The following is an 18,272-nucleotide window of genomic DNA, read 5'->3' as shown; positions in this document are numbered from 1 at the left end:
ACGCTTCCTGTACAGTGCTGCGCGTCTTTCAGACGCGCGATGCGGGCGATCCCGACTATTTGAGATCCGCTGCGGTGACCAGCTTGATGTCGGTCTTGACCCAGCCGGTGAATGTCTCGCCGGCAAGTTCACGCATGCCATACTGGATGCCGAGAACCGCCATCTGCGCGCCGTACTGTTCGACGGTGGCAAGCATCTTGCCATCCTTGATCAGAGGCTGAACCGGCGGAATGTTGTCGAACCCGACAACCTTGATCTTGCCACTCTGGCCGGTCGCATCGAGCGCCTTGACAACGCCGAGGGCCATGGAGTCATTGGCTGCCATAACGCCCTGAATATCCTTATACTTCGTCAGGAAATTCGTCATGACGGTATTGGCTTCTTCCGTCTCCCAATGGGCCGTCTTGCTGTCGAGAAGCTCGAGCTTGCCAGACTTGACGGAGTCCATGAAGCCTTCCTTGCGCTCCTTGGCATTGTCGGCCTCGGGGTTACCCTCGAGGATGACGACCTTGGCGCCAGGTCCCAGATCCTTGGCAAGCGCGTCGCCCGCAAGCGTCGCCCCGCCCTTATTGTCCGGCCCGAAGAAAGCGAGATCGATACCGGCTTTCTTCTTCGCATCGGCATCGAGCGGCACGTCGATGTTGATGACCTTGACGCCAGCCTTGACTGCCTTTGCCAGCGGGGTTGCCATGGCCTTTGAATCGGCCGGCGCGACAACGATGATATCGTATTTCTGCGTGACGAAGTTTTCGACGGCATCGACCTGGGAAGCGAAATCACGCTCGTCCTTCATGCCGACGGCCTTGAAGTCGAACTTGTCCTTGTTCTCGGCCGCATATTTGTCGGCGCCGGCCTTCATCTGCTTGAAGAACTCATTGGACAAGGATTTCATGATCAGGCCGACCTTCGGCTTACCGGCCGCAAAGGCGGGCGACACGCCACAGGACAGGGCAAGCACCAAGGTGCCGGCAAGCCCAAGCTTCAATGCCGCACGGCGCGGCGCATTGATCAAGACGGATTCACGCTTCAAAAAATTGGACATTTTTTCCTCCCGAACGGCCCTGGGCTCAGCTCCACCTGAGTTGCCTGCGGCAATGAACCGTTTCCAACGACATCTGGGTAGCACGCTCTTAAAAATTGTCAAGCCGCCGAAATCGAGCCGAACGTCGGCTTTGACTCCTAGGTCTGGCCTGTATCGGTGCGCATGCGATGAACCGTTTCCATTGAGCGTTGGCCCATGCTCATGCTATGGAGACTGGCGGTCAAAATTGAGATGCAGCCCTTTGACGAGGGCGGTAAAGACCATTAGCTGGAAGCTTCGATCAGGCGCCCTTCGGTGTCTTCCGAAGGCGCAGAGAAAGGGCCACTGTTTCCGTTATGTCAAAGGTCGGGATTCGAGAGGTTGCCAAGCTTGCGGGAGTTTCCACCGGGACCGTTTCGCGGGTTTTGAATGATCATCCCTCCGTGACGAAGGAATTGCGGGCGCGCGTCACAGCGATCATCAAAGACCTCGGCTATACGCCCGACGCGTCTGCGAGAAGCATGCGCGGCAAGGTCAGCCGCCTCATCGGCATCGTCATTCCGGATCTGACCAATCCGTTCTTCGCGGAACTTGTCCAATCGGCGGAACAGGCGGCGGCAAATCACGGCTATAATATCATCGTCATGACGTCGTTCGATCATGCGGCCAAGGAGGCTGACCGCATCAAACAGCTGACAAGCCGAAAGGTCGACGGCATCATGCTGGTTCCCAGCAATGATTTCCATACACTCAAGCTGCCGAAGGGATTGCCGATCGTCGTCGTCGACCGCCTTATGCCGGGATATTCCGGCATTGCCGCCGATCACCGCAATGGCGTTCGTCTTGGCGTCGAGCATCTTTTGCAGCTCGGCCATCGCCGCATCGGCTTCATCTCGGGGCCTAGCCACTCCGTCCCCGCCAACGATCGCCTCAGGGGCTATCTCGATGCAATCGAGCAGGCGGGGGAGCAGGCAGACGGCACACGAACGGCAGGACCACCGCTGATTGCCGAGGCGGCTTTCGACTATGAAAGCGGCCGTTCCGCGGGAAATTATCTTCTGGCCCGCGCGCGAAACGAGCGGCCGACGGCGATCTTTGCAAGTTCGGACCAGCAGGCAATCGGCTGCATGCGGGCAGCGCATGATCTGGGAATCCCGATACCTGCAGCCCTTTCGATCCTCGGCTTCGACGGCATCCCGCTCGCAAGCATGACAACGCCACGCCTGACGACAGTGAAACAGCCGATTCAAGACATAGCGGCAGCTGCGGTGGCCGTTCTGTTGAACAAACAAACCGCGCCCGACCTCGACAATCCGATCCTATTCGCCTGCGAGGTCTTGAAGGGCGAAACAACCGCTCCGCCTCAGCCCGATTAGCGCATAGGCCCGAACATCGAAGTCGATCTTCAGGCGGCGATGCCCTGGTTGCCGCTGTTGCGCAGCATGTTGCGGAGACGGTAGGCGATCGCCAAGGGCTTCGGGAAGGGTTTGCGCAGGAAGGCGACCTTGCGGACGTAATTGTCGACCCGCCAGCTCGCCCAGGTTCCGCCTGCAAAAAAGGCGACGTCGCCGGCGCGCAGGGTTCGTTCCGTGCCGTCCTCGGCAGTGATATGGACCTCGCCTTCGAGGATCATCACGGTCTCGTCCCAGCCGAAGCGCCAGCGGAATTCGCCCGCCGTGCAGTCCCAGATCGCCGTCAGCGATGCTTCGTCATGACCGCGCGAATGTTCGGCGGTGCGGGCTTGCGGATTGCCGCTGACGATCCAGTCCGGATTGATCGGCGTCGGCTTCAATGGCAGCAGGTCGCTCGCATGCGCCACGAAGGATTTCCCGGCCGGCTTCGCCACGGCATAAGGCGCGGAGCGCGCGGCCATGGCGACCGCACTTGCAAGCATCAGCTTCCAGGCCATGAAACAACCCCCAATTGTTATCCCTACCGAGATTTGACGTAGCAGAGAGTCGTAAGAACCTCGTTCACGCGGGGACTAAAAGTTTAACGATCCGGAAATCCGATGGGTCGAAAGGAGGTCAGAAGGCATCAATAAAGTGCCGCGGCAGCCGGCCCGGCATGATCGCCACGATATCATAGCGCTGGGAAAGGCGAGCCTGATCCGTCTGACGGGCGAGCCAGAGATCGCTGGCCGCCCGTATGCGCTTCTGCGCGGCGACAGAGAGGGCGTCGACCGCTGCGGCCTCGCCATGGCGGGCCTTGACCTCGACGAAGACGGCAAGATCGCCCTTGCGGGCAATAATATCGATCTCGCCGAGCCGGGTGCGGTGGCGCAGAGCCAGGATGCGATAGCCCTTCAGCATCAGGAAGGCGGCCGCGACATATTCCGACATGCGTCCCCGGCGCAGCGCCTTCCTCCTGATGGCGGTGAGATCACTATCGCCCATCGGCGTTCTTGATCTCCAGCAGGCGCTGGTAGAGCACCTTGCGCGGCAGGCCGGTGAGGCGGGCGGCCTCGGTGGCGGCGCCTGCCGTCGGCATTGACTTCGACAGGTCGGCCAGCACGGCTTCGACATCGGCCTCAGACGTCTCGACCGGCTCCGGCGGACCGATCACGAGGACGATCTCGCCCTTGACGTTTTCCACCTGCTGATAATGGGCGGCGAGGTCGGCAAGCGTGCCGCGACGGAACTCTTCATAGGTCTTGGTCAGCTCGCGGCAGACGGAGGCGGGCCGCGTGGCTCCGAGCACATCGGCGGCAGCCAGAAGCGTTGCGCCGATCCGATGCGGTGATTCAAAGAAGATCAGCGTCGCGGGTGCCGCGGCAAGCTCACTGAGCCGATCGCGACGGGCCTTGTCCTTGGCCGGCAGGAAACCGGCGAAAAGGAAGGCATCGTTCGGCAGGCCGGAGCCGACAAGGGCTGCGAGCGGCGCGGAGGCGCCGGGAATGGGAATGACACGGTAACCTGCCGCAATCGCCTGTTGCGCCAGCCGATAACCGGGATCGGAAACCAGCGGCGTGCCGGCATCGGAAACCAGCGCCACCGAACGCCCGGCCTCGAGCGCCTGCAGCAGCCTTGGACCGGCCTCATCGGCATTGTGCTCGTGATAGGCGAAGGGACGGTTCTGGATGCCGTAGCGGTCGAGCAGCACGCGGGTGACGCGCGTATCTTCGCAGGCGAGCACATCGGCGCCGGCCAGCGTTTCCAGCGCCCGCAGCGTGATGTCGCCGAGATTGCCGATGGGGGTGGCGACGAGATAGAGCGCCGGCTCCAGCGGCCGCGCCGGCACCGTTGCATTGTGCAGGCGGAAGCTTCGCCGGCTGGCGGCGTCCGCTGTCGTTTCCTCATTCATGCCATTTGCTTTCGTCCCGCCGGCTCGTCGTCGGCATCGAAGCCTTTATGGGCGAGCGGCACCGCTTCGGCAAGGGTTCGGATTTCTGTGAGCATTGCTCTGGAAAACCGCAAATGCAGGGGTGCCGACGTCCATGCCTCTTGCAAAGCAATGCTGAAGTCTGCCATTTTGCCCGTCCACTCCCCCGGCCGCAAGCCGGGACAGCATTCTTCGGGTGCTCGACGCGCCCGGACAGTCACGGTCGAAAGCGGTAGCATCCCATGCGTATTACTATTGAGCGGTCAAACCTGTTGAAATCGCTGAACCACGTCCACCGCGTGGTCGAACGTCGCAACACGATCCCGATCCTGTCCAACGTACTACTCAAGGCCGACGGCCAGAAGCTCGACATGAAGGCGACCGACCTCGACCTCGAAATCACCGAGGCGACACCGGCAAGCGTCGAGCAGCCCGGCGCCACCACCGTTCCCGCACATCTTCTCTACGACATCGTGCGCAAGCTTCCCGACGGCTCGGAAGTGCTGCTTGCCACCAGCACCGATGGCGGCGCGATGACCGTGCAGTCCGGCCGCTCGAAATTCTCGCTACAGTGCCTGCCGGAATCGGACTTCCCTGATCTCACAGCCGGCACCTTCACGCATTCCTTCAAGCTGAAGGCGACCGATCTGAAAATGCTGATCGACCGCACGCAGTTCGCGATTTCGACGGAAGAGACGCGTTATTATCTCAACGGCATCTTCTTCCACACGATCGAGAGCAATGGCGAGCTGAAACTCAGGGCGGTTGCGACCGACGGCCACCGGCTGGCGCGCGCCGATGTCGATGCGCCCTCCGGCTCCGAGGGCATGCCCGGCATCATCATTCCGCGCAAGACGGTCGGCGAACTGCAGAAGCTGGTCGACAATCCCGAAACGACGGTGACCGTCGAGGTCTCCGACGCCAAGATCCGGCTGACGATCGGCTCGATCGTCATGACCTCGAAACTGATCGACGGCACATTCCCGGATTATCAGCGCGTCATCCCCACAGGCAACGACAAGGAAATGCGCGTCGACTGCACGACCTTCGCACAGGCCGTCGACCGCGTCTCGACAATCTCCTCCGAGCGCGGACGCGCCGTGAAGCTGGCGCTTTCCGAGGGGCAGCTGATGCTGACCGTCAACAATCCCGATTCCGGCAGCGCGACGGAGGAAGTCGCCGTCGGCTACGACACGGATGCGATGGAAATCGGCTTCAATGCCAAATACCTGCTCGACATCACCGCCCAGCTTTCCGGCGAGGAAGCGATCTTCCTGCTTGCCGATGCCGGCTCGCCGACACTGATCCGCGACACGGCCGGCGACGATGCGCTCTACGTGCTGATGCCGATGCGCGTCTGAGGGGAACGAAGGCGACCGCTTGCCGTTTTTCCTCCTGTCAAAACGGAGGATCCCATGACCAAAAAGGCGGGAACGGTGCGCATCGGCATATCCGGCTGGACCTATGCGCCCTGGCGCGGCCAATTCTACCCGAAGGACCTGCCGCAGAAGCAGGAGCTTTCCTTCGCCGCCCGGCACTTCCGGTCGATCGAGATCAACGGCACCTTCTACGGATTGCAGCGGCCCGAAAGCTTCGGCCGCTGGCGCGATGAGACGCCGGATGATTTCGTCTTCGCGGTCAAGGGACCGCGCTTCATCACCCATATGCTGCGGCTGCAGAATATCCAGACGGCGCTCGCCAATTTCCTCGCCTCGGGCCTGCTGCGGCTTGGCCCCAAGCTCGGGCCGATCCTCTGGCAATTGCCGCCGAACATAGCCTTCGACCCATCCCTTTTCGAAAGTTTTTTGTCGCTGCTGCCGCATGACCGCGACGCGGCGATAGCGCTTGCGAAGCAGCACGACTGGCATATCAAGGGACCGGCCTGGCTTAAAAGCGACGGGCACCAGCCGATCCGTCATGCGCTCGAAATCCGCCACGAGAGCTTCCGCTCACCTATCTTCATCGACATGCTGAGGCGTCACAAGGTCGCTCTCGTCTGCGCCGATACGGTGAAATGGCCGCTGCTGATGGATATCACCGCCGATTTCGTCTATTGCCGCCTGCATGGCTCCGAAAAGCTCTATGTCAGCGGCTACGAGGACGAAGCCCTCGATGTATGGGCGCAACGCATCCGCGTCTGGGCCACGGGCGGAGAACCTGAGAATGCGACGCGGGTGCTGGCGCCCGTAGCGGCGCGCAGCAAGGGCCGAGACGTCTATCTCTACTTCGACAATACCGACGTGAAGCTGCGGGCGCCTGTCGACGCCGATCACCTGGCCGAAAGGCTTGCCGATCTCATGCCGGGTTCAGCGTCGAAAGCCGCATGAGCTGTTGATGTCGATGTCCTTGTTGCGAAAATCCTTGTCCCTTAAGCGACAAGCGGCATATTAAGGCATTCGATCAACATGCGGATGGGTGGAGAATGAGCTTACGGGTCAAGGTGAAGGAACGGTTCGGGAAGAGGTTCGACGACGAGATCCGCTTCTTCCGAGGCATGATGCAGGGGCCGAAGACGGTGGGCTCGATCGTGCCGACCTCCTCGATCACGGCGAAACGCATGGCAAGCGTCGTCGATATCCATTCCGGGCTGCCGGTGCTTGAACTCGGGCCGGGCACGGGCGCCATCACCAAGGCCATCCTCGGCCGCGGCGTTCGTCCGGAAAATCTCGTTGCGATCGAATATTCGACGGATTTTCATAAACATCTGCTGCGGACCTATCCCGGCGTGCACTTCATCAACGGCGACGCTTTCGATCTTCAGACCACTCTTGGCAATTTCAGCGGTCTCACCTTCGATTCCGTCGTCTCGGGCATTCCGCTTCTGAATTTCCCGATGGCGAAGCGCATCTCGCTGCTCGAAAGCCTGCTCGATCGACTGCCGGCCGGCCGGCCGATGGTGCAGATTTCCTATGGCGCGATCTCGCCGATCGCCGCCAATCCCGACCGCTACCATATCCAGCATTTCGACTTCGTCATGCGCAACATTCCGCCGGCGCAGCTCTGGATCTATCGGCGCGGCTGAGATGTTCGGGATCTACATCACTCATCCGCAGGTCCGGATCGACGCCAACGTGCCGGTGCCGAAATGGGGGCTTTCCGATGTCGGCGCGGCGCGCGCCCGCAAAGCGGCAGAGAGCGGCTGGGCGAGACAGTTGCAGCGCATCGTCTCCAGCGACGAGACGAAGGCGATCGAGACGGCCGAAATCCTGGCGAAAGCTTCCGGCGTGACGATCGAGATCGTCCACGGCATGCATGAGAACGACCGCTCGGCCACTGGCTTCCTGCCGCCGCCGCAATTCGAAGAAGCGGCCGACTGGTTCTTCGCCCATCCGGAACAAAGCTTCAAGGGCTGGGAGCGCGCCGTCGACGCGCAGGCCCGTATCGTCGAGGCGGTGAGCGCCGTTCTTGCGACGCATGATGCGACGGCGCCGATCGCCTTTATCGGCCATGGCGGCGTCGGCACGCTGCTCAAATGCCATCTGGCGGGCAGGCCGATCAGCCGTGACCGCGACCAGCCGGGCGGTGGCGGCAATCTCTATGCTTTCGGTCTTGCGGATCGGCGCCTAACATGCGACTGGACGCCCATCGAAGACTGGCAGGGGTGACTTCAGATGGACGCACGCGAGCGGTTGATCGTCGGCCTGGATGTTCCAACGATCGGCGAGGCGGAAAGACTGGTTTCCACGCTCGGCGACGACATTCTCTTCTACAAGATCGGCTATCAGCTGGTCTTTGCCGGCGGCCTGGAATTCGCCCGTGATCTTGCCGCAAGCGGCAAGAAGATCTTTCTCGATATGAAGCTGCTCGACATCGACAACACTGTTGCCTCGGGCGTCGAGAACATCGCCAAGATGGGCATGTCGATGCTGACGCTGCACGCCTATCCGAAAGCGATGAAGGCGGCGGTCGAGGCCGCGGCCGGCTCCGGCCTCTGCCTGCTCGGCGTGACCGTGCTGACCTCGATGGATGCCGATGACCTTGCCGAGGCCGGCTACAGCCAGGATCCGCACAGCCTGGTGCTGCGCCGCGCCGAACAGGCGCGCGCCGCTGGCATGGGCGGCATCGTCTGCTCGGCGGAGGAAGCGACTGCGGTGCGCGAAATCGTCGGACCCGAGATGGCGATCGTCACCCCCGGCATTCGCCCTGATGGTAGCGACAAGGGCGACCAGAAGCGGGTGATGACGCCTTTCGACGCGCTGAAAGCCGGAGCGACGCATCTCGTTGTCGGCCGGCCCGTCGTCAAGGCGCCGGATCCCCGCGATGCCGCCCGTGCGATCCTCAGCGAGATGGTGAGCGCGCTCTGGCCGGCAAATCGCTGACCGCAATCAACGACAAAAGGGAGAAGACCATGGCCAAAGGATACTGGATCGCCCGCGTCGATGTTCGCGATGCCGAGCGCTACAAGGATTACGTGGCGGCCGCCAAGCCGGCTTTCGAAAAATACGGCGCGAATTTCCTGGCGCGCGGCGGCGCCTTTACCGAACTCGAGGGCAAGGCGCGCGTCCGCAACGTCGTGATCGAATTCCCGTCGATGCAGCATGCGGTCGACTGCTACAATTCGCCGGAATACCAGATCGCAGCGAAAATCCGCCAGGAAGTCGCGGATGCGGAAATGGTCGTCGTCGAAGGCGTCTGATCGACGTTACATCTTAAGAAACTGACGGCGTGATGGGCCTTCCCGTCGCGCCGGGATTCGGCTAAGACGAGAGCCAATTCAGCATCCCGCAAAGCCTTTCGAGGAGCCTGCCATGACCCTTGCCAACCTGCCGCCGCTCGTTACCGTGTTCGGAGGGTCCGGCTTCGTGGGCAGGCACGTGGTTCGGGCGCTGGCCAAGCGCGGCTACAACATCCGCGTCGCCGTGCGCCGTCCCGATCTCGCCGGCTTCCTGCAGCCGCTCGGCAATGTCGGCCAGATCTCCTTCGTGCAGGCGAACCTGCGCTATCGCAGCTCGATCGACCGCGCCGTCGACGGTGCGAGCCACGTCGTCAACTGCGTCGGCATTCTGCACGAGGCCGGCCGCAACACTTTCGACGCCGTGCAGGAATTCGGCGGCCGTGCGGTCGCCGAAGCGGCGCGCGGGGCAGGCGCGACGTTGACGCATATTTCGGCGATCGGCGCCGACGCGAAATCCGATTCCGACTATGGCCGCACCAAGGGTCGCGCCGAAACGGCCATCCTCTCGGTCAAGCCCGATGCAGTGATCTTCCGTCCGTCGATCGTCTTCGGACCGGAGGACAGCTTCTTCAACAAATTCGCCGAGATGGCGCGCATGTCGCCGATCCTGCCGCTGGTCGGCGGCGGCAAGACGAAATTCCAGCCTGTCTATGTCGAGGATGTCGCCGAGGCCGTCGCCCGCTCCGTCGACGGAAAGGTTGCCGGCGGCAAGGTCTATGAGCTTGGCGGGCCTGAGGTGCTGAGCTTCCGCGAATGTCTCGAGACGATGCTGAAGGTAACGTGCCGCAAGAACCCGCTGGTATCCCTGCCCTTCGGCATCGCTTCGATGATCGGCAGCATCGCCTCGCTGATTCCGTTCATAACGCCGCCGATCACGCCGGATCAGGTGCGCCTGCTGAAGCACGACAACATCGTCTCCCGGGAAGCCGAGGCGGAAGGCCGCACGCTGAAGGGCCTCGGCATTACGCCCACCATGGTGGCCTCGGTGCTTGGCTCCTACCTCGTGCACTATCGTCCGCACGGCCAGTACACCGGCACCGGCAAGGCTGCATGACCATCTTTTCCAACCGATGAGACTTGGCCGTCTGCGGATCCCGCGGGCGGCCTTTTGGTGTTGCCGTGTCATGCAAAGCCCGGCGCAAGTCTAGGGTGTTTTGATGCCCGCCATACTGAGTTGCGTTGCATAAAAGACGCATCGGAAATTTTGTGGAATTAACGCGAAATTTAGCAGGAACGTTTATTGCTATTTGCCATTCCACTGACTACCAAACCCGCGCGTCTTCCAACGGACTTAACGCCTGCGGTCGCGTGCGGCAATCACTGTGAAAGGCATTTCTCGATGGGCAAGTCAATCGCGCTCCTGTTTGCGTGTGCGGCGCTGGTTATCCTTGCAGGCTCTTTCGTTGCGCCCGGTTCGGTCGCGGCGGTAAAGGGCGATTGCTCGCCGGCCTACGGCGTCGATCCTTGCTCTACGGCCTCGATCATCCATTGATGAAAAGCCGGCCCTCAGCCGGCATCCTGCTCAAGCAAGCAGTCGATCGGAACGCCTGAAACAGGGCGCTTCGAGATCACCGCTCAGTCTCGCCTGCTTCAAAACGGCAGCGGGAGCGTATCCCCTCAATGACTAACTGAAAGATCGGCGCCTTGCCGGTAATCGGGTGCCTGTTTGTGCGGTCCGACGGGGCATTTGCATTCGCGCCGGGAGTTGCGCGAATGCAATGCGGGACGGATGTCTCAGGCAATCAAACCAGTCGCGGCCATGCCGAGCAGCAAGACACCGAGAATGATGCGGTAGATGGCAAACAGAGTAAACCGGTTGCTCCTGATATAGGCAAGCAGCCATTTGACCGCGATGAAGGCGACGATCGTGGAGACGACGAAGGCGATGCCGAGCGCCGTCCAGTCTTCGCCTGCCGCTCCGCCATCCTTGAACGTCTTCAGCAATTCATAGCCGCTGGCGGCGTACATTGTGGGTATGCCGACGAGAAAGGCGAATTCCGTCGCCGCTGCGCGGTTGCCGGTTCCAGCCAGCATAGCGACGAAAATCGTGGCGCCGGAGCGCGACGTTCCCGGGAAGACGCCGGCAACGATCTGGGCGATGCCGACCAGGATGGCGACAAGCCAGGTGATCTCTTTATGAGGCGGCCTGCGGGCGGCGGCCCATTCGGCAAAGATCATCCAGATACCGCCGATGATGAGCGCCCAGGCGATCGGCGTTGCGGTCTCCGGAAGTTCAAAGCCGAGCTTCTTGACCACGAGTCCGAGAATTGCGGTGATGAGAAATGCGACGATCAGCTTGGCGGCATAATCGCGGTTAACGGGATCGCGCCAGCCAAGCACCAGATCCAGCAGGCGACGCCAGTAAATGATGGTGACGGCGAGGATGGCGCCCGCCTGAATAACGATGTTGAACATATCCGACCGATGTCCGAGCCATTGCTCCGCAATGATCAGGTGGCCGGTGCTCGAGATCGGCAGGAACTCGGTGATCCCCTCTATGACGCCGAGAATTGCAGCATTTATATAATCCATACATTGTCTCCGGTTTAAAGTTCGGTCGGGCCTGAGCGCTTGGGCCGATCAGGCTGCCGCTTCCATTCGTTCGTTAGACCGTGTTTCGCCATTATCAGATGGCCTGAAAAATCCGATTCGCTTGTATTGGCGGGGCCAAGCTCCTATAGCTTCAACCAATGAGTCATGACTAGGGCGCTATAATTGAGCTGCCACACAGTCCTGTAACAGCAATCACAACGCCCGAGTATCGATGCCCACGCTTTATCATCATCCCATGTCATCCGCATCTCGCTTCGTCCGGCTGATCCTGGCGGAATACGGCTATCAGGCGGATCTGATCGAAGAGCAGACATGGGAGAAGCGGCGGGATTTCCTGGCGCTCAATCCGGCCGGCACGCTGCCGGTCTATGTCGACGACAGCATGCGCGCGCTCTGCGGCGCGAGCGTTATTTCCGAATATCTGGACGAGACGCATGGCGTCTTGAAGCGCGACCGGCGGCTGCTCGCCGAAGACCCTTTCCAGCGGGCGGAAATCCGCCGGCTGACCGAATGGTTCATGCAGAAGATGGAAAACGACGTGACCAAGCCGCTGGCCCGCGAGCGTGTCTACAAGTTGCAGATGACCGCGGATCAGGGCGGTGGAGCACCAGATTCGAAGGTTTTACGCACGGCCCGCGCGAATATCCGCCAGCATATGCGTTATCTCACCTGGCTTGCCGGCTCGCGTCAGTGGCTGGCGGGCGAGCGGATGAGCTATGCCGACCTTGCCGCCGCGGCCTCGATCTCGATCCTCGATTATCTCGGCGAGATCGAATGGGCGGATTCGCCGGTCGTCAAGGACTGGTACCAGCGGCTGAAGTCGCGTCCCTCCTTCCGGCCGATGCTGACCGAGCGTGTGCGCGGCCTGACACCGGTTTCACACTATGCCGATCTGGATTTCTGACGAGGGCTCTTCATGCCCGAACCTGACAATGACGACAAAGAGCGCCGCCGCCGCGACAATTTGACCTCGTTCGTTCGGGCGGAATCTGCCGCCAAGGGCTTCGATCTCTGCCGCATCACGCGCCCGGACGCGATCCCCGAAGCCAAGGAACGTCTCGGCCAGTTCATCGATGCCGGGCGCCACGGGACGATGGACTGGATGGCGGAGACGCGCGACCGGCGCGGCGATCCGCGCACACTCTGGAGCGAGGTGCGCTCCGTCGTCGTCTTCGGCCTCAACTACGCCCCGGAAGAAGATCCCCGCGGTATCCTCGACAAGCCGGACAAAGCGGCAATTTCCGTCTATGCCCGCAACCGCGATTACCACGACGTCATCAAGGGTCGGCTGAAAGAGATCGCCACACGCTTTGCGGCGCGGGCAGGCGCCGATGTAAAGGTCTTCGTCGATACGGCGCCTGTCATGGAGAAACCGCTGGCGGCAGCGGCCGGGCTCGGCTGGCAGGGCAAACATACCAATCTCGTCAGCCGCACGCACGGTTCCTGGCTGTTCCTCGGCACGATGTTCACCACCGCCGATCTTGCCGTCGATGCGCCGGAGGCCGATCATTGCGGCTCCTGCCGCGCCTGCCTCGACATCTGTCCGACGGATGCCTTTCCGGCGCCTTACCAGATCGACGCGCGGCGCTGCATCTCCTATCTGACCATCGAGCACAAGGGACCGATCGACGCCGATTTGCGCGTGCTGATCGGCAATCGCATCTATGGCTGCGACGACTGTCTTGCCACCTGTCCCTGGAATAAGTTCGCAAGCTCCGCCTCCGAGATGAAGCTACAGGCGCGGGAAGATCTGAAGGAGCCGTCGATCGCCTTTCTGCTGACGCTCGACGATGCCGCCTTTCGTGCCTTTTTCAGCGGCTCGCCCGTGAAGCGGATCGGTCGCGACCGCTTCGTCCGCAACGTGCTGATCGCCGCCGGCAATTCCGGTGACAAGGCGCTCATCGGGCCATGTTGCGCGCTTTCGGACGATCCCTCGCCGGTCGTGCGCGGCATGGCGGTATGGGCGCTTTCGCGGCTGATGGAGGCTGGCGAATTCTCGGTCTTTGCCGCACAAAGGGCGGATGAGAGAGATGACGACGTCCTGAACGAATGGCGATTGGCGGGAGTGGGCTGATGCATGTGATGATCTTTGGCTGCGGTTATTCCGGCACAGCGATCGCCAAGGCCTTATCAGGCGACGGCGTGCGTGTTTCCGGCACCACGCGTTCGCCAGACAAGATGGACGTGCTCCGCAAGAATGGCATCGAAGCATTCCTTTTCGACGGCGAGAGCATGGAAGAGGGGCTGCGCCAGGCTTTGGACGGCGTCACCCATCTGGTGCAGTCGATCGCCCCTGGAAAGGCCGACCCGCTGCTGCGGCTGTTTGACAAGGACGGAGCAAGCCTGCTGCCGAAGCTCGAATGGATCGGTTATCTCTCCACCGTCGGCGTCTATGGTGATCACAAGGGCGCATGGGTGAGTGAGGAAACGCCGTGCCTGCCCGTTTCCGGGCGATCGAAGGAGCGGCTCGAGGCGGAAGAGGGCTGGCTGGCAATGGGCCGGGAGCGCGGCGTGCCGGCGGCGGTGCTTCGCCTTTCCGGCATCTATGGGCCGGGCCGCAACGCCTTCTGCAATCTGGAAAAGGGCACGGCGCGACGGCTGATCAAGAAGGACCAGGTGTTTAACCGCATCCGCGTCGAGGATATCGGTGCGGCGACACGCTTCCTGTCGGAGCACGGCCTCGGCGGCATCTATAATGTCACTGACGACCGGCCCGGCCCGCCGCAGGATGTGATCGTCGAGGCAGCCCGTCTGATGGGCGTCGAACCGCCGCCGGAGCAGGCGTTCGAGACCGCCGAACTGACGCCGATGGCGCGCACCTTTTACGGCGAGAACAAACGGGTTTCGAATGCGAAGCTCAAGGCCGCCGGCTTCGCATTCTCCTTCCCGAACTATCCCATGTCGCTTGCGCAATTGTGGCAGGATGGACGCTGGCGTGGGGAGTAGAACTCAGTCCTGTTTGCGACGGATACGCTCACCCAAAATGAGTAGGAAATTCCTACTTTCCCGCTTTGGCCGGACAATTTTCGCCGCATCTTATGGTTAACGGCCTTTGAATTTGCCCAAATGTGGCAGTAAATATGGCGAAATCGGAAAAATATTTTCGCGATTTTCGTGAACGCCAAGGCGTTAACTATCCCTTCGGAAAATTCGTTCGGATTTTAACTGATTTTATTAGGTTTTTTCCACGCTTTGGCGTCGCGCACATTCCTGGAATCCCGACATCACACTCACGAATGTTACCGATTGTAATATTCCGTGAACAGCAGCGGCACTTTTTCGCCACTTTTTCACAGATTTAAGCCCCGCCGCCTGCAAGGGCGTGAGTTCAATAGTTGAGGGATACTCTGTTTTGAAGAACATACGTCGTTCTATTATCGCCGCTGTAACTATTGCAGCCTGTTCTTCCATGCTTCCGGCGGAAGGTTTTGCTGGCAATGGTTGTGGCGGTGCTTCATGGTACGCACTTCGCTCCAAAACTGCTTCCGGGGAACGTATGAACCCTGCAATCTTGACTGCCGCACATCGTTCGCTTGCTTTCGGCACCAAGGTGAAGGTCACCAACCGCAACAATGGCCGCACCGTCGTCGTTCGTATCAACGATCGTGGTCCGTTCATCCGTGGTCGCGTGATCGACCTGTCGCGCGCCGCCGCGCAGAATATCGGCATGGTGAGCTCCGGCACTGCGAAGGTCTGCTACCAGGTCGTCAGCTGAGGCCGCCACTGACTGCGCCGGAAGCGGCGCTTGCTCTTGCCGTCAATCGCGGTTACCACCCGGTTGAGACTTGTGAACAATTTACTGCGTGACTATCGCGTTTGCGCTGATCGTTCACACGCCACGGCAATAGGAGACATGTGAATGCGTCTGGGCGGCCGCCTCGAAGGGGCGATTTCTGTGCTCGCGGACATCGATGCCCGCAAGCGGCCCGTCGCCGACGCGCTGAAGGACTGGGGCCTCGCGCACCGCTTCGCCGGCTCCGGCGATCGTGCGGCGATCGGCAACATCGTCTATGACGCACTGCGCATGCGGCTTTCCCACGCTTGGCTGATGGATGACGACAGTGCTGCGGCCATTGCCCATGCCGTCATGTTCCGCCAATGGGGTTTCACACCTGACAGTCTTGCCACCGAGCTGGCGGATGACAAGTTTGCGCCGGCGCCGCTTTCGGCCGACGCCGTCTCGGCCTTTCAAAGCCGCTCGCTCGACGATGCGCCGCCGCATATCCGCGGCGATATTCCCGAATGGGTCCAATCCTCCTTCGAACAGGCCTTCGGTGCCGCCTGGCTTTCCGAGGCACAAGCGCTCGCCGCTCGCCCGACGCTCGATCTGCGCGCCAACCTGCTCAAAGCCTCCCGCGACAAGGTCGTCAAGGCGCTCGAAAGAGCCAACGCACATGCAGCGAAGATCGCCCGCTACGGCATCCGAATTGCCGCCGGCGAAGGCGCCTCGCGTCTTCCCAACGTGACTGCCGAGCTTTCGTTCCAAAAAGGCTGGTTTGAAGTTCAGGACGAGGGATCGCAGATCGTCGCCGATCTGGTGCTCGCGAGCGATGGCGAACAGGTTCTCGACTATTGCGCCGGCGGCGGCGGCAAGACGCTCGCCATGGCGGCGGCCATGCAAAATAAGGGGCAGGTTCACGCCTACGACGCTGACCGCAAGCGGCTGGCGCCGATCATCGAGCGGCTGAAGCGGGCGGGCACGCGCAATGTCCAGGTGCATGACGACGCCAGGGCGCTCGCCGGCCTTGCCGGACGCTGCGACAAGGTGCTGGTCGACGCGCCCTGCACCGGCACCGGCACATGGCGCCGCCGCCCCGATACGAAATGGCGGCTGACGGCGAAGAACCTCGACGAACGCACCGCCCAGCAGCAGGACGCGCTGGCGCAGGCGAGCGGCTTCGTCAAATCAGGCGGCGATCTGATCTATGTCACCTGCTCGGTCCTGCCCCAGGAGAACGAGGAGCAGGCGCGCCGCTTCACGGCCGCCAATCCTGATTTTCAGATCATCAGCGCCCTGCCTGCCTGGGATCAGCTCTTCGGAAAGGACTCCCCGCGCCCGCATTCGTCCGACGGCCTGACGGTGACACTGACGCCCGCCTCCACCGACACGGACGGCTTCTTCTTCTGCCGTATGCAGCGGAAGGGCTGACACGGCTTAGCCGGCGTCGACAACGCATCGTGATGCCGCGGCGGAATGACGCTGCGCTGGGTGTGCGAGATGGCGCGGTTGCTGCCGGTTTTTCAAGCAGATGCCTTTCAAAAAAGGCAGCGCTCGCAGCGCCTCTGCATCCTTAAAATCATTCCAAACTAGAGCGTTTGACACAAGTTTGCTTTTGCGCGAAGAGACGAAGCCCGATTAGACGGAAAATCCCGTCACAGGAGAGGATCATGAAGCTCAACCGCAAATTCCGCGCAGCCGTGCTGGCGATCGCCCCCGCCGCCCTGCTCGCCCTTCCCGCGCATGCCGAGACCGATGCTGCTAGCGTGGTGAAACACTATGCCGACGTGGCGCATGCGAAATACGAGGACTCGCTGACGACAGCCAAGGCGCTCGACGCCGCGATCGACGCCTTCCTGAAGGCGCCGACCGATGCGACGCTCAAGGCCGCCAGGGACGCCTGGATCAAGGCACGTGTTCCCTACCAGCAGACGGAAGTCTATCGCTTCGGCAATCCGATTGTCGACGACTGGGAAGGCAAGGTCAACGCGTGGCCGCTCGATGAAGGCCTGATCGACTATGTCGATGCTTCCTACGGCACCGAGAGCGACGAAAATTCTCTCTATGTGGCAAATGTCATTGCCAACAAGACGATCAAGATCGACGGCAAGGATGTCGACGCCTCCAAGCTGACGCCGGAATTCCTCTCCGGCACGCTGGCCGAGGCCGGCGGCATCGAAGCCAATGTCGCGACCGGCTATCACGCCATCGAATTCCTGCTCTGGGGTCAGGATCTGAACGGCACGGGTCCCGGCGCCGGCGACCGTCCGGCAACCGACTACGACCTCAAGAACTGCACGCACGGCAATTGTGATCGCCGCGCCGAATATCTGAAGTCCGCCTCCACCCTGCTCGTTTCCGACCTGCAGGAAATGACCGACAACTGGACGCCGGACGGCGCTGCGACGAAGAACGTCGAAGCCGATCCGAAGGCCGGCCTCGTGGCGATCCTGACGGGCATGGGTTCGCTGTCCTACGGCGAGCTTGCCGGCGAGCGCATGAAGCTCGGCCTGCTGCTGCACGATCCCGAGGAAGAGCATGATTGCTTCTCGGACAATACCTACAACTCGCATCTCAACGACGCGATCGGCATCGCCGCCGCCTATACCGGCAACTATACCCGCGTCGACGGCACCAAGCTCAGCGGCCCGTCGCTGCACGATCTGGTGGCCGCCAAGGACAAGGCGCTCGATGCCGAAGTTGAAGGCAAGCTCAACAAGACGCTCGATGCGATGAACGCCATGGCAAAGCGCGGCGAGACCGTCGAGAAGTACGACCAGATGATCGGCGAAGGCAACAAGGAAGGCAACGCGGTCGTTCAGGCTGCCATCGACGGGCTGATCGACCAGACGAAATCGGTGCAGCGCGTTATTGCCGCACTCGATCTCGGCACGGTTCAGCTTGAAGGTTCCGACAGCTTGGATAATCCTAACGCCGTCTTCAAATAAGCAAAAAGGCGGGCCGCTTCGAAAGCCGGAGCGGCC

The 18,272-nt window shown here is 61.5% G+C and carries 21 protein-coding genes; 15 read left to right on the top strand and 6 right to left on the bottom strand.

Annotation, left to right across the window (positions count from 1 at the left end; genetic code table 11):
* Positions 1-55 precede the first annotated feature (55 nt).
* A complete protein-coding gene (locus tag ELH03_RS23430; protein ID WP_128405382.1) occupies positions 56-1,042 on the bottom strand; it encodes a sugar ABC transporter substrate-binding protein in 987 nt (328 codons plus the stop codon).
* A 335-nt stretch (positions 1,043-1,377) separates the two neighbouring features.
* Between ELH03_RS23430 and ELH03_RS23425 the strand changes: the two genes are divergently transcribed.
* Positions 1,378-2,397 (top strand): LacI family DNA-binding transcriptional regulator, encoded by a 1,020-nt coding sequence (locus ELH03_RS23425; RefSeq protein ID WP_128410952.1) that lies wholly within the window; start codon positions 1,378-1,380, stop codon positions 2,395-2,397.
* Between the two features lie 29 nt (positions 2,398-2,426).
* Here ELH03_RS23425 and ELH03_RS23420 read toward each other — a convergent pair whose 3' ends face one another.
* From ELH03_RS23420 to ELH03_RS37515, 4 genes are all read right to left on the bottom strand, one after another.
* The gene (locus tag ELH03_RS23420) at positions 2,427-2,930 is read right to left on the bottom strand and encodes a cupin domain-containing protein (RefSeq protein WP_018244441.1); all 504 of its coding nucleotides are present in this window, start codon (positions 2,928-2,930) and stop codon (positions 2,427-2,429) included.
* A gap of 118 nt (positions 2,931-3,048) precedes the next feature.
* Entirely contained in the window at positions 3,049-3,417 is a 369-nt protein-coding gene (locus ELH03_RS23415; protein WP_130766688.1) for a YraN family protein, read from the bottom strand.
* A complete protein-coding gene (gene rsmI / locus ELH03_RS23410; protein WP_128404581.1) occupies positions 3,407-4,324 on the bottom strand; it encodes a 16S rRNA (cytidine(1402)-2'-O)-methyltransferase in 918 nt (305 codons plus the stop codon). Before rsmI ends, ELH03_RS23415 begins: the two co-directional genes overlap by 11 nt.
* Positions 4,321-4,491, bottom strand: coding sequence for a hypothetical protein (locus ELH03_RS37515; RefSeq protein ID WP_164902166.1), 171 nt, complete (start codon positions 4,489-4,491; stop codon positions 4,321-4,323). The genes rsmI and ELH03_RS37515 overlap by 4 nt, the downstream gene beginning before the upstream one ends.
* 93 nt (positions 4,492-4,584) lie before the next feature.
* Here ELH03_RS37515 and dnaN point away from each other — a divergent pair, with 93 nt between their 5' ends.
* From dnaN to ELH03_RS37510, 8 genes are all read left to right on the top strand, one after another.
* Positions 4,585-5,703 (top strand): DNA polymerase III subunit beta, encoded by a 1,119-nt coding sequence (gene dnaN, locus ELH03_RS23405; RefSeq protein WP_018244437.1) that lies wholly within the window; start codon positions 4,585-4,587, stop codon positions 5,701-5,703.
* Positions 5,704-5,757: 54 nt separating this feature from the next.
* Positions 5,758-6,669, top strand: a complete 912-nt coding sequence (locus ELH03_RS23400) for a DUF72 domain-containing protein (protein ID WP_128404582.1) — start codon at positions 5,758-5,760, stop codon at positions 6,667-6,669.
* A gap of 95 nt (positions 6,670-6,764) precedes the next feature.
* Positions 6,765-7,364, top strand: a complete 600-nt coding sequence (pmtA, locus tag ELH03_RS23395) for a phospholipid N-methyltransferase PmtA (RefSeq protein WP_128404583.1) — start codon at positions 6,765-6,767, stop codon at positions 7,362-7,364.
* Position 7,365: 1 nt separating this feature from the next.
* Positions 7,366-7,947, top strand: a complete 582-nt coding sequence (locus ELH03_RS23390) for a histidine phosphatase family protein (protein ID WP_128410953.1) — start codon at positions 7,366-7,368, stop codon at positions 7,945-7,947.
* A 6-nt stretch (positions 7,948-7,953) separates the two neighbouring features.
* Positions 7,954-8,661 (top strand): orotidine-5'-phosphate decarboxylase, encoded by a 708-nt coding sequence (gene pyrF / locus ELH03_RS23385; RefSeq protein ID WP_128404585.1) that lies wholly within the window; start codon positions 7,954-7,956, stop codon positions 8,659-8,661.
* A gap of 29 nt (positions 8,662-8,690) precedes the next feature.
* Positions 8,691-8,978, top strand: coding sequence for a DUF1330 domain-containing protein (locus ELH03_RS23380; RefSeq protein ID WP_003544731.1), 288 nt, complete (start codon positions 8,691-8,693; stop codon positions 8,976-8,978).
* Positions 8,979-9,090: 112 nt separating this feature from the next.
* A complete protein-coding gene (locus tag ELH03_RS23375; protein WP_128404587.1) occupies positions 9,091-10,071 on the top strand; it encodes a complex I NDUFA9 subunit family protein in 981 nt (326 codons plus the stop codon).
* Positions 10,072-10,356: 285 nt separating this feature from the next.
* Positions 10,357-10,509 carry a hypothetical protein gene (locus tag ELH03_RS37510; RefSeq protein ID WP_003544729.1) on the top strand — a complete coding sequence of 51 codons (153 nt, stop codon included), beginning with the start codon at positions 10,357-10,359 and terminating at the stop codon, positions 10,507-10,509.
* Between the two features lie 242 nt (positions 10,510-10,751).
* On the opposite strand, the gene ELH03_RS23370 is transcribed toward ELH03_RS37510, so the two are convergent.
* Complete coding sequence (locus ELH03_RS23370; RefSeq protein ID WP_024322236.1) at positions 10,752-11,549, bottom strand: undecaprenyl-diphosphate phosphatase; 798 nt, start codon at positions 11,547-11,549, stop codon at positions 10,752-10,754.
* A 232-nt stretch (positions 11,550-11,781) separates the two neighbouring features.
* Between ELH03_RS23370 and ELH03_RS23365 the strand changes: the two genes are divergently transcribed.
* From ELH03_RS23365 to ELH03_RS23340, 6 genes are all read left to right on the top strand, one after another.
* The gene (locus ELH03_RS23365; RefSeq protein WP_003544722.1) at positions 11,782-12,474 is read left to right on the top strand and encodes a glutathione S-transferase family protein; all 693 of its coding nucleotides are present in this window, start codon (positions 11,782-11,784) and stop codon (positions 12,472-12,474) included.
* 12 nt (positions 12,475-12,486) lie between these two features.
* Positions 12,487-13,644, top strand: coding sequence for a tRNA epoxyqueuosine(34) reductase QueG (queG, locus tag ELH03_RS23360; RefSeq protein WP_130766687.1), 1,158 nt, complete (start codon positions 12,487-12,489; stop codon positions 13,642-13,644).
* A complete protein-coding gene (locus ELH03_RS23355) occupies positions 13,644-14,516 on the top strand; it encodes an SDR family oxidoreductase (RefSeq protein ID WP_128404589.1) in 873 nt (290 codons plus the stop codon). The genes queG and ELH03_RS23355 overlap by 1 nt, the downstream gene beginning before the upstream one ends.
* Positions 14,517-14,922: 406 nt before the next feature.
* Positions 14,923-15,285, top strand: coding sequence for a septal ring lytic transglycosylase RlpA family protein (locus ELH03_RS23350; protein WP_011650128.1), 363 nt, complete (start codon positions 14,923-14,925; stop codon positions 15,283-15,285).
* 144 nt (positions 15,286-15,429) lie between these two features.
* Entirely contained in the window at positions 15,430-16,719 is a 1,290-nt protein-coding gene (locus ELH03_RS23345; RefSeq protein WP_128404590.1) for an RsmB/NOP family class I SAM-dependent RNA methyltransferase, read from the top strand.
* A gap of 239 nt (positions 16,720-16,958) precedes the next feature.
* Positions 16,959-18,236, top strand: a complete 1,278-nt coding sequence (locus ELH03_RS23340) for an imelysin family protein (protein ID WP_130659517.1) — start codon at positions 16,959-16,961, stop codon at positions 18,234-18,236.
* Positions 18,237-18,272 lie beyond the last annotated feature (36 nt).

The sequence above is a fragment of the Rhizobium beringeri genome (assembly GCF_004306515.1).
In the GTDB taxonomy this organism is placed as follows: domain Bacteria; phylum Pseudomonadota; class Alphaproteobacteria; order Rhizobiales; family Rhizobiaceae; genus Rhizobium; species Rhizobium beringeri.
The sequence above is the reverse complement of the archived record's forward strand: the minus strand, read 5'-3'. Positions and strand labels throughout refer to the sequence as shown.

Coding starts and splice junctions, on each gene's coding strand:
- queG (WP_130766687.1), top strand. CDS start 12,487: ATGCCCGAACCTGACAATGACGACAAAGAGCGCCGCCGCCGCGACAAT.
- ELH03_RS37515 (WP_164902166.1), bottom strand. CDS start 4,491: ATGGCAGACTTCAGCATTGCTTTGCAAGAGGCATGGACGTCGGCACCC.
- ELH03_RS23355 (WP_128404589.1), top strand. CDS start 13,644: ATGCATGTGATGATCTTTGGCTGCGGTTATTCCGGCACAGCGATCGCC.
- ELH03_RS23425 (WP_128410952.1), top strand. CDS start 1,378: ATGTCAAAGGTCGGGATTCGAGAGGTTGCCAAGCTTGCGGGAGTTTCC.
- ELH03_RS23370 (WP_024322236.1), bottom strand. CDS start 11,549: ATGGATTATATAAATGCTGCAATTCTCGGCGTCATAGAGGGGATCACC.
- ELH03_RS23375 (WP_128404587.1), top strand. CDS start 9,091: ATGACCCTTGCCAACCTGCCGCCGCTCGTTACCGTGTTCGGAGGGTCC.
- pmtA (WP_128404583.1), top strand. CDS start 6,765: ATGAGCTTACGGGTCAAGGTGAAGGAACGGTTCGGGAAGAGGTTCGAC.
- dnaN (WP_018244437.1), top strand. CDS start 4,585: ATGCGTATTACTATTGAGCGGTCAAACCTGTTGAAATCGCTGAACCAC.
- ELH03_RS23400 (WP_128404582.1), top strand. CDS start 5,758: ATGACCAAAAAGGCGGGAACGGTGCGCATCGGCATATCCGGCTGGACC.
- rsmI (WP_128404581.1), bottom strand. CDS start 4,324: ATGAATGAGGAAACGACAGCGGACGCCGCCAGCCGGCGAAGCTTCCGC.
- pyrF (WP_128404585.1), top strand. CDS start 7,954: ATGGACGCACGCGAGCGGTTGATCGTCGGCCTGGATGTTCCAACGATC.
- ELH03_RS23340 (WP_130659517.1), top strand. CDS start 16,959: ATGAAGCTCAACCGCAAATTCCGCGCAGCCGTGCTGGCGATCGCCCCC.
- ELH03_RS23380 (WP_003544731.1), top strand. CDS start 8,691: ATGGCCAAAGGATACTGGATCGCCCGCGTCGATGTTCGCGATGCCGAG.
- ELH03_RS37510 (WP_003544729.1), top strand. CDS start 10,357: ATGGGCAAGTCAATCGCGCTCCTGTTTGCGTGTGCGGCGCTGGTTATC.
- ELH03_RS23390 (WP_128410953.1), top strand. CDS start 7,366: ATGTTCGGGATCTACATCACTCATCCGCAGGTCCGGATCGACGCCAAC.
- ELH03_RS23430 (WP_128405382.1), bottom strand. CDS start 1,042: ATGTCCAATTTTTTGAAGCGTGAATCCGTCTTGATCAATGCGCCGCGC.
- ELH03_RS23345 (WP_128404590.1), top strand. CDS start 15,430: ATGCGTCTGGGCGGCCGCCTCGAAGGGGCGATTTCTGTGCTCGCGGAC.
- ELH03_RS23415 (WP_130766688.1), bottom strand. CDS start 3,417: ATGGGCGATAGTGATCTCACCGCCATCAGGAGGAAGGCGCTGCGCCGG.
- ELH03_RS23365 (WP_003544722.1), top strand. CDS start 11,782: ATGCCCACGCTTTATCATCATCCCATGTCATCCGCATCTCGCTTCGTC.
- ELH03_RS23420 (WP_018244441.1), bottom strand. CDS start 2,930: ATGGCCTGGAAGCTGATGCTTGCAAGTGCGGTCGCCATGGCCGCGCGC.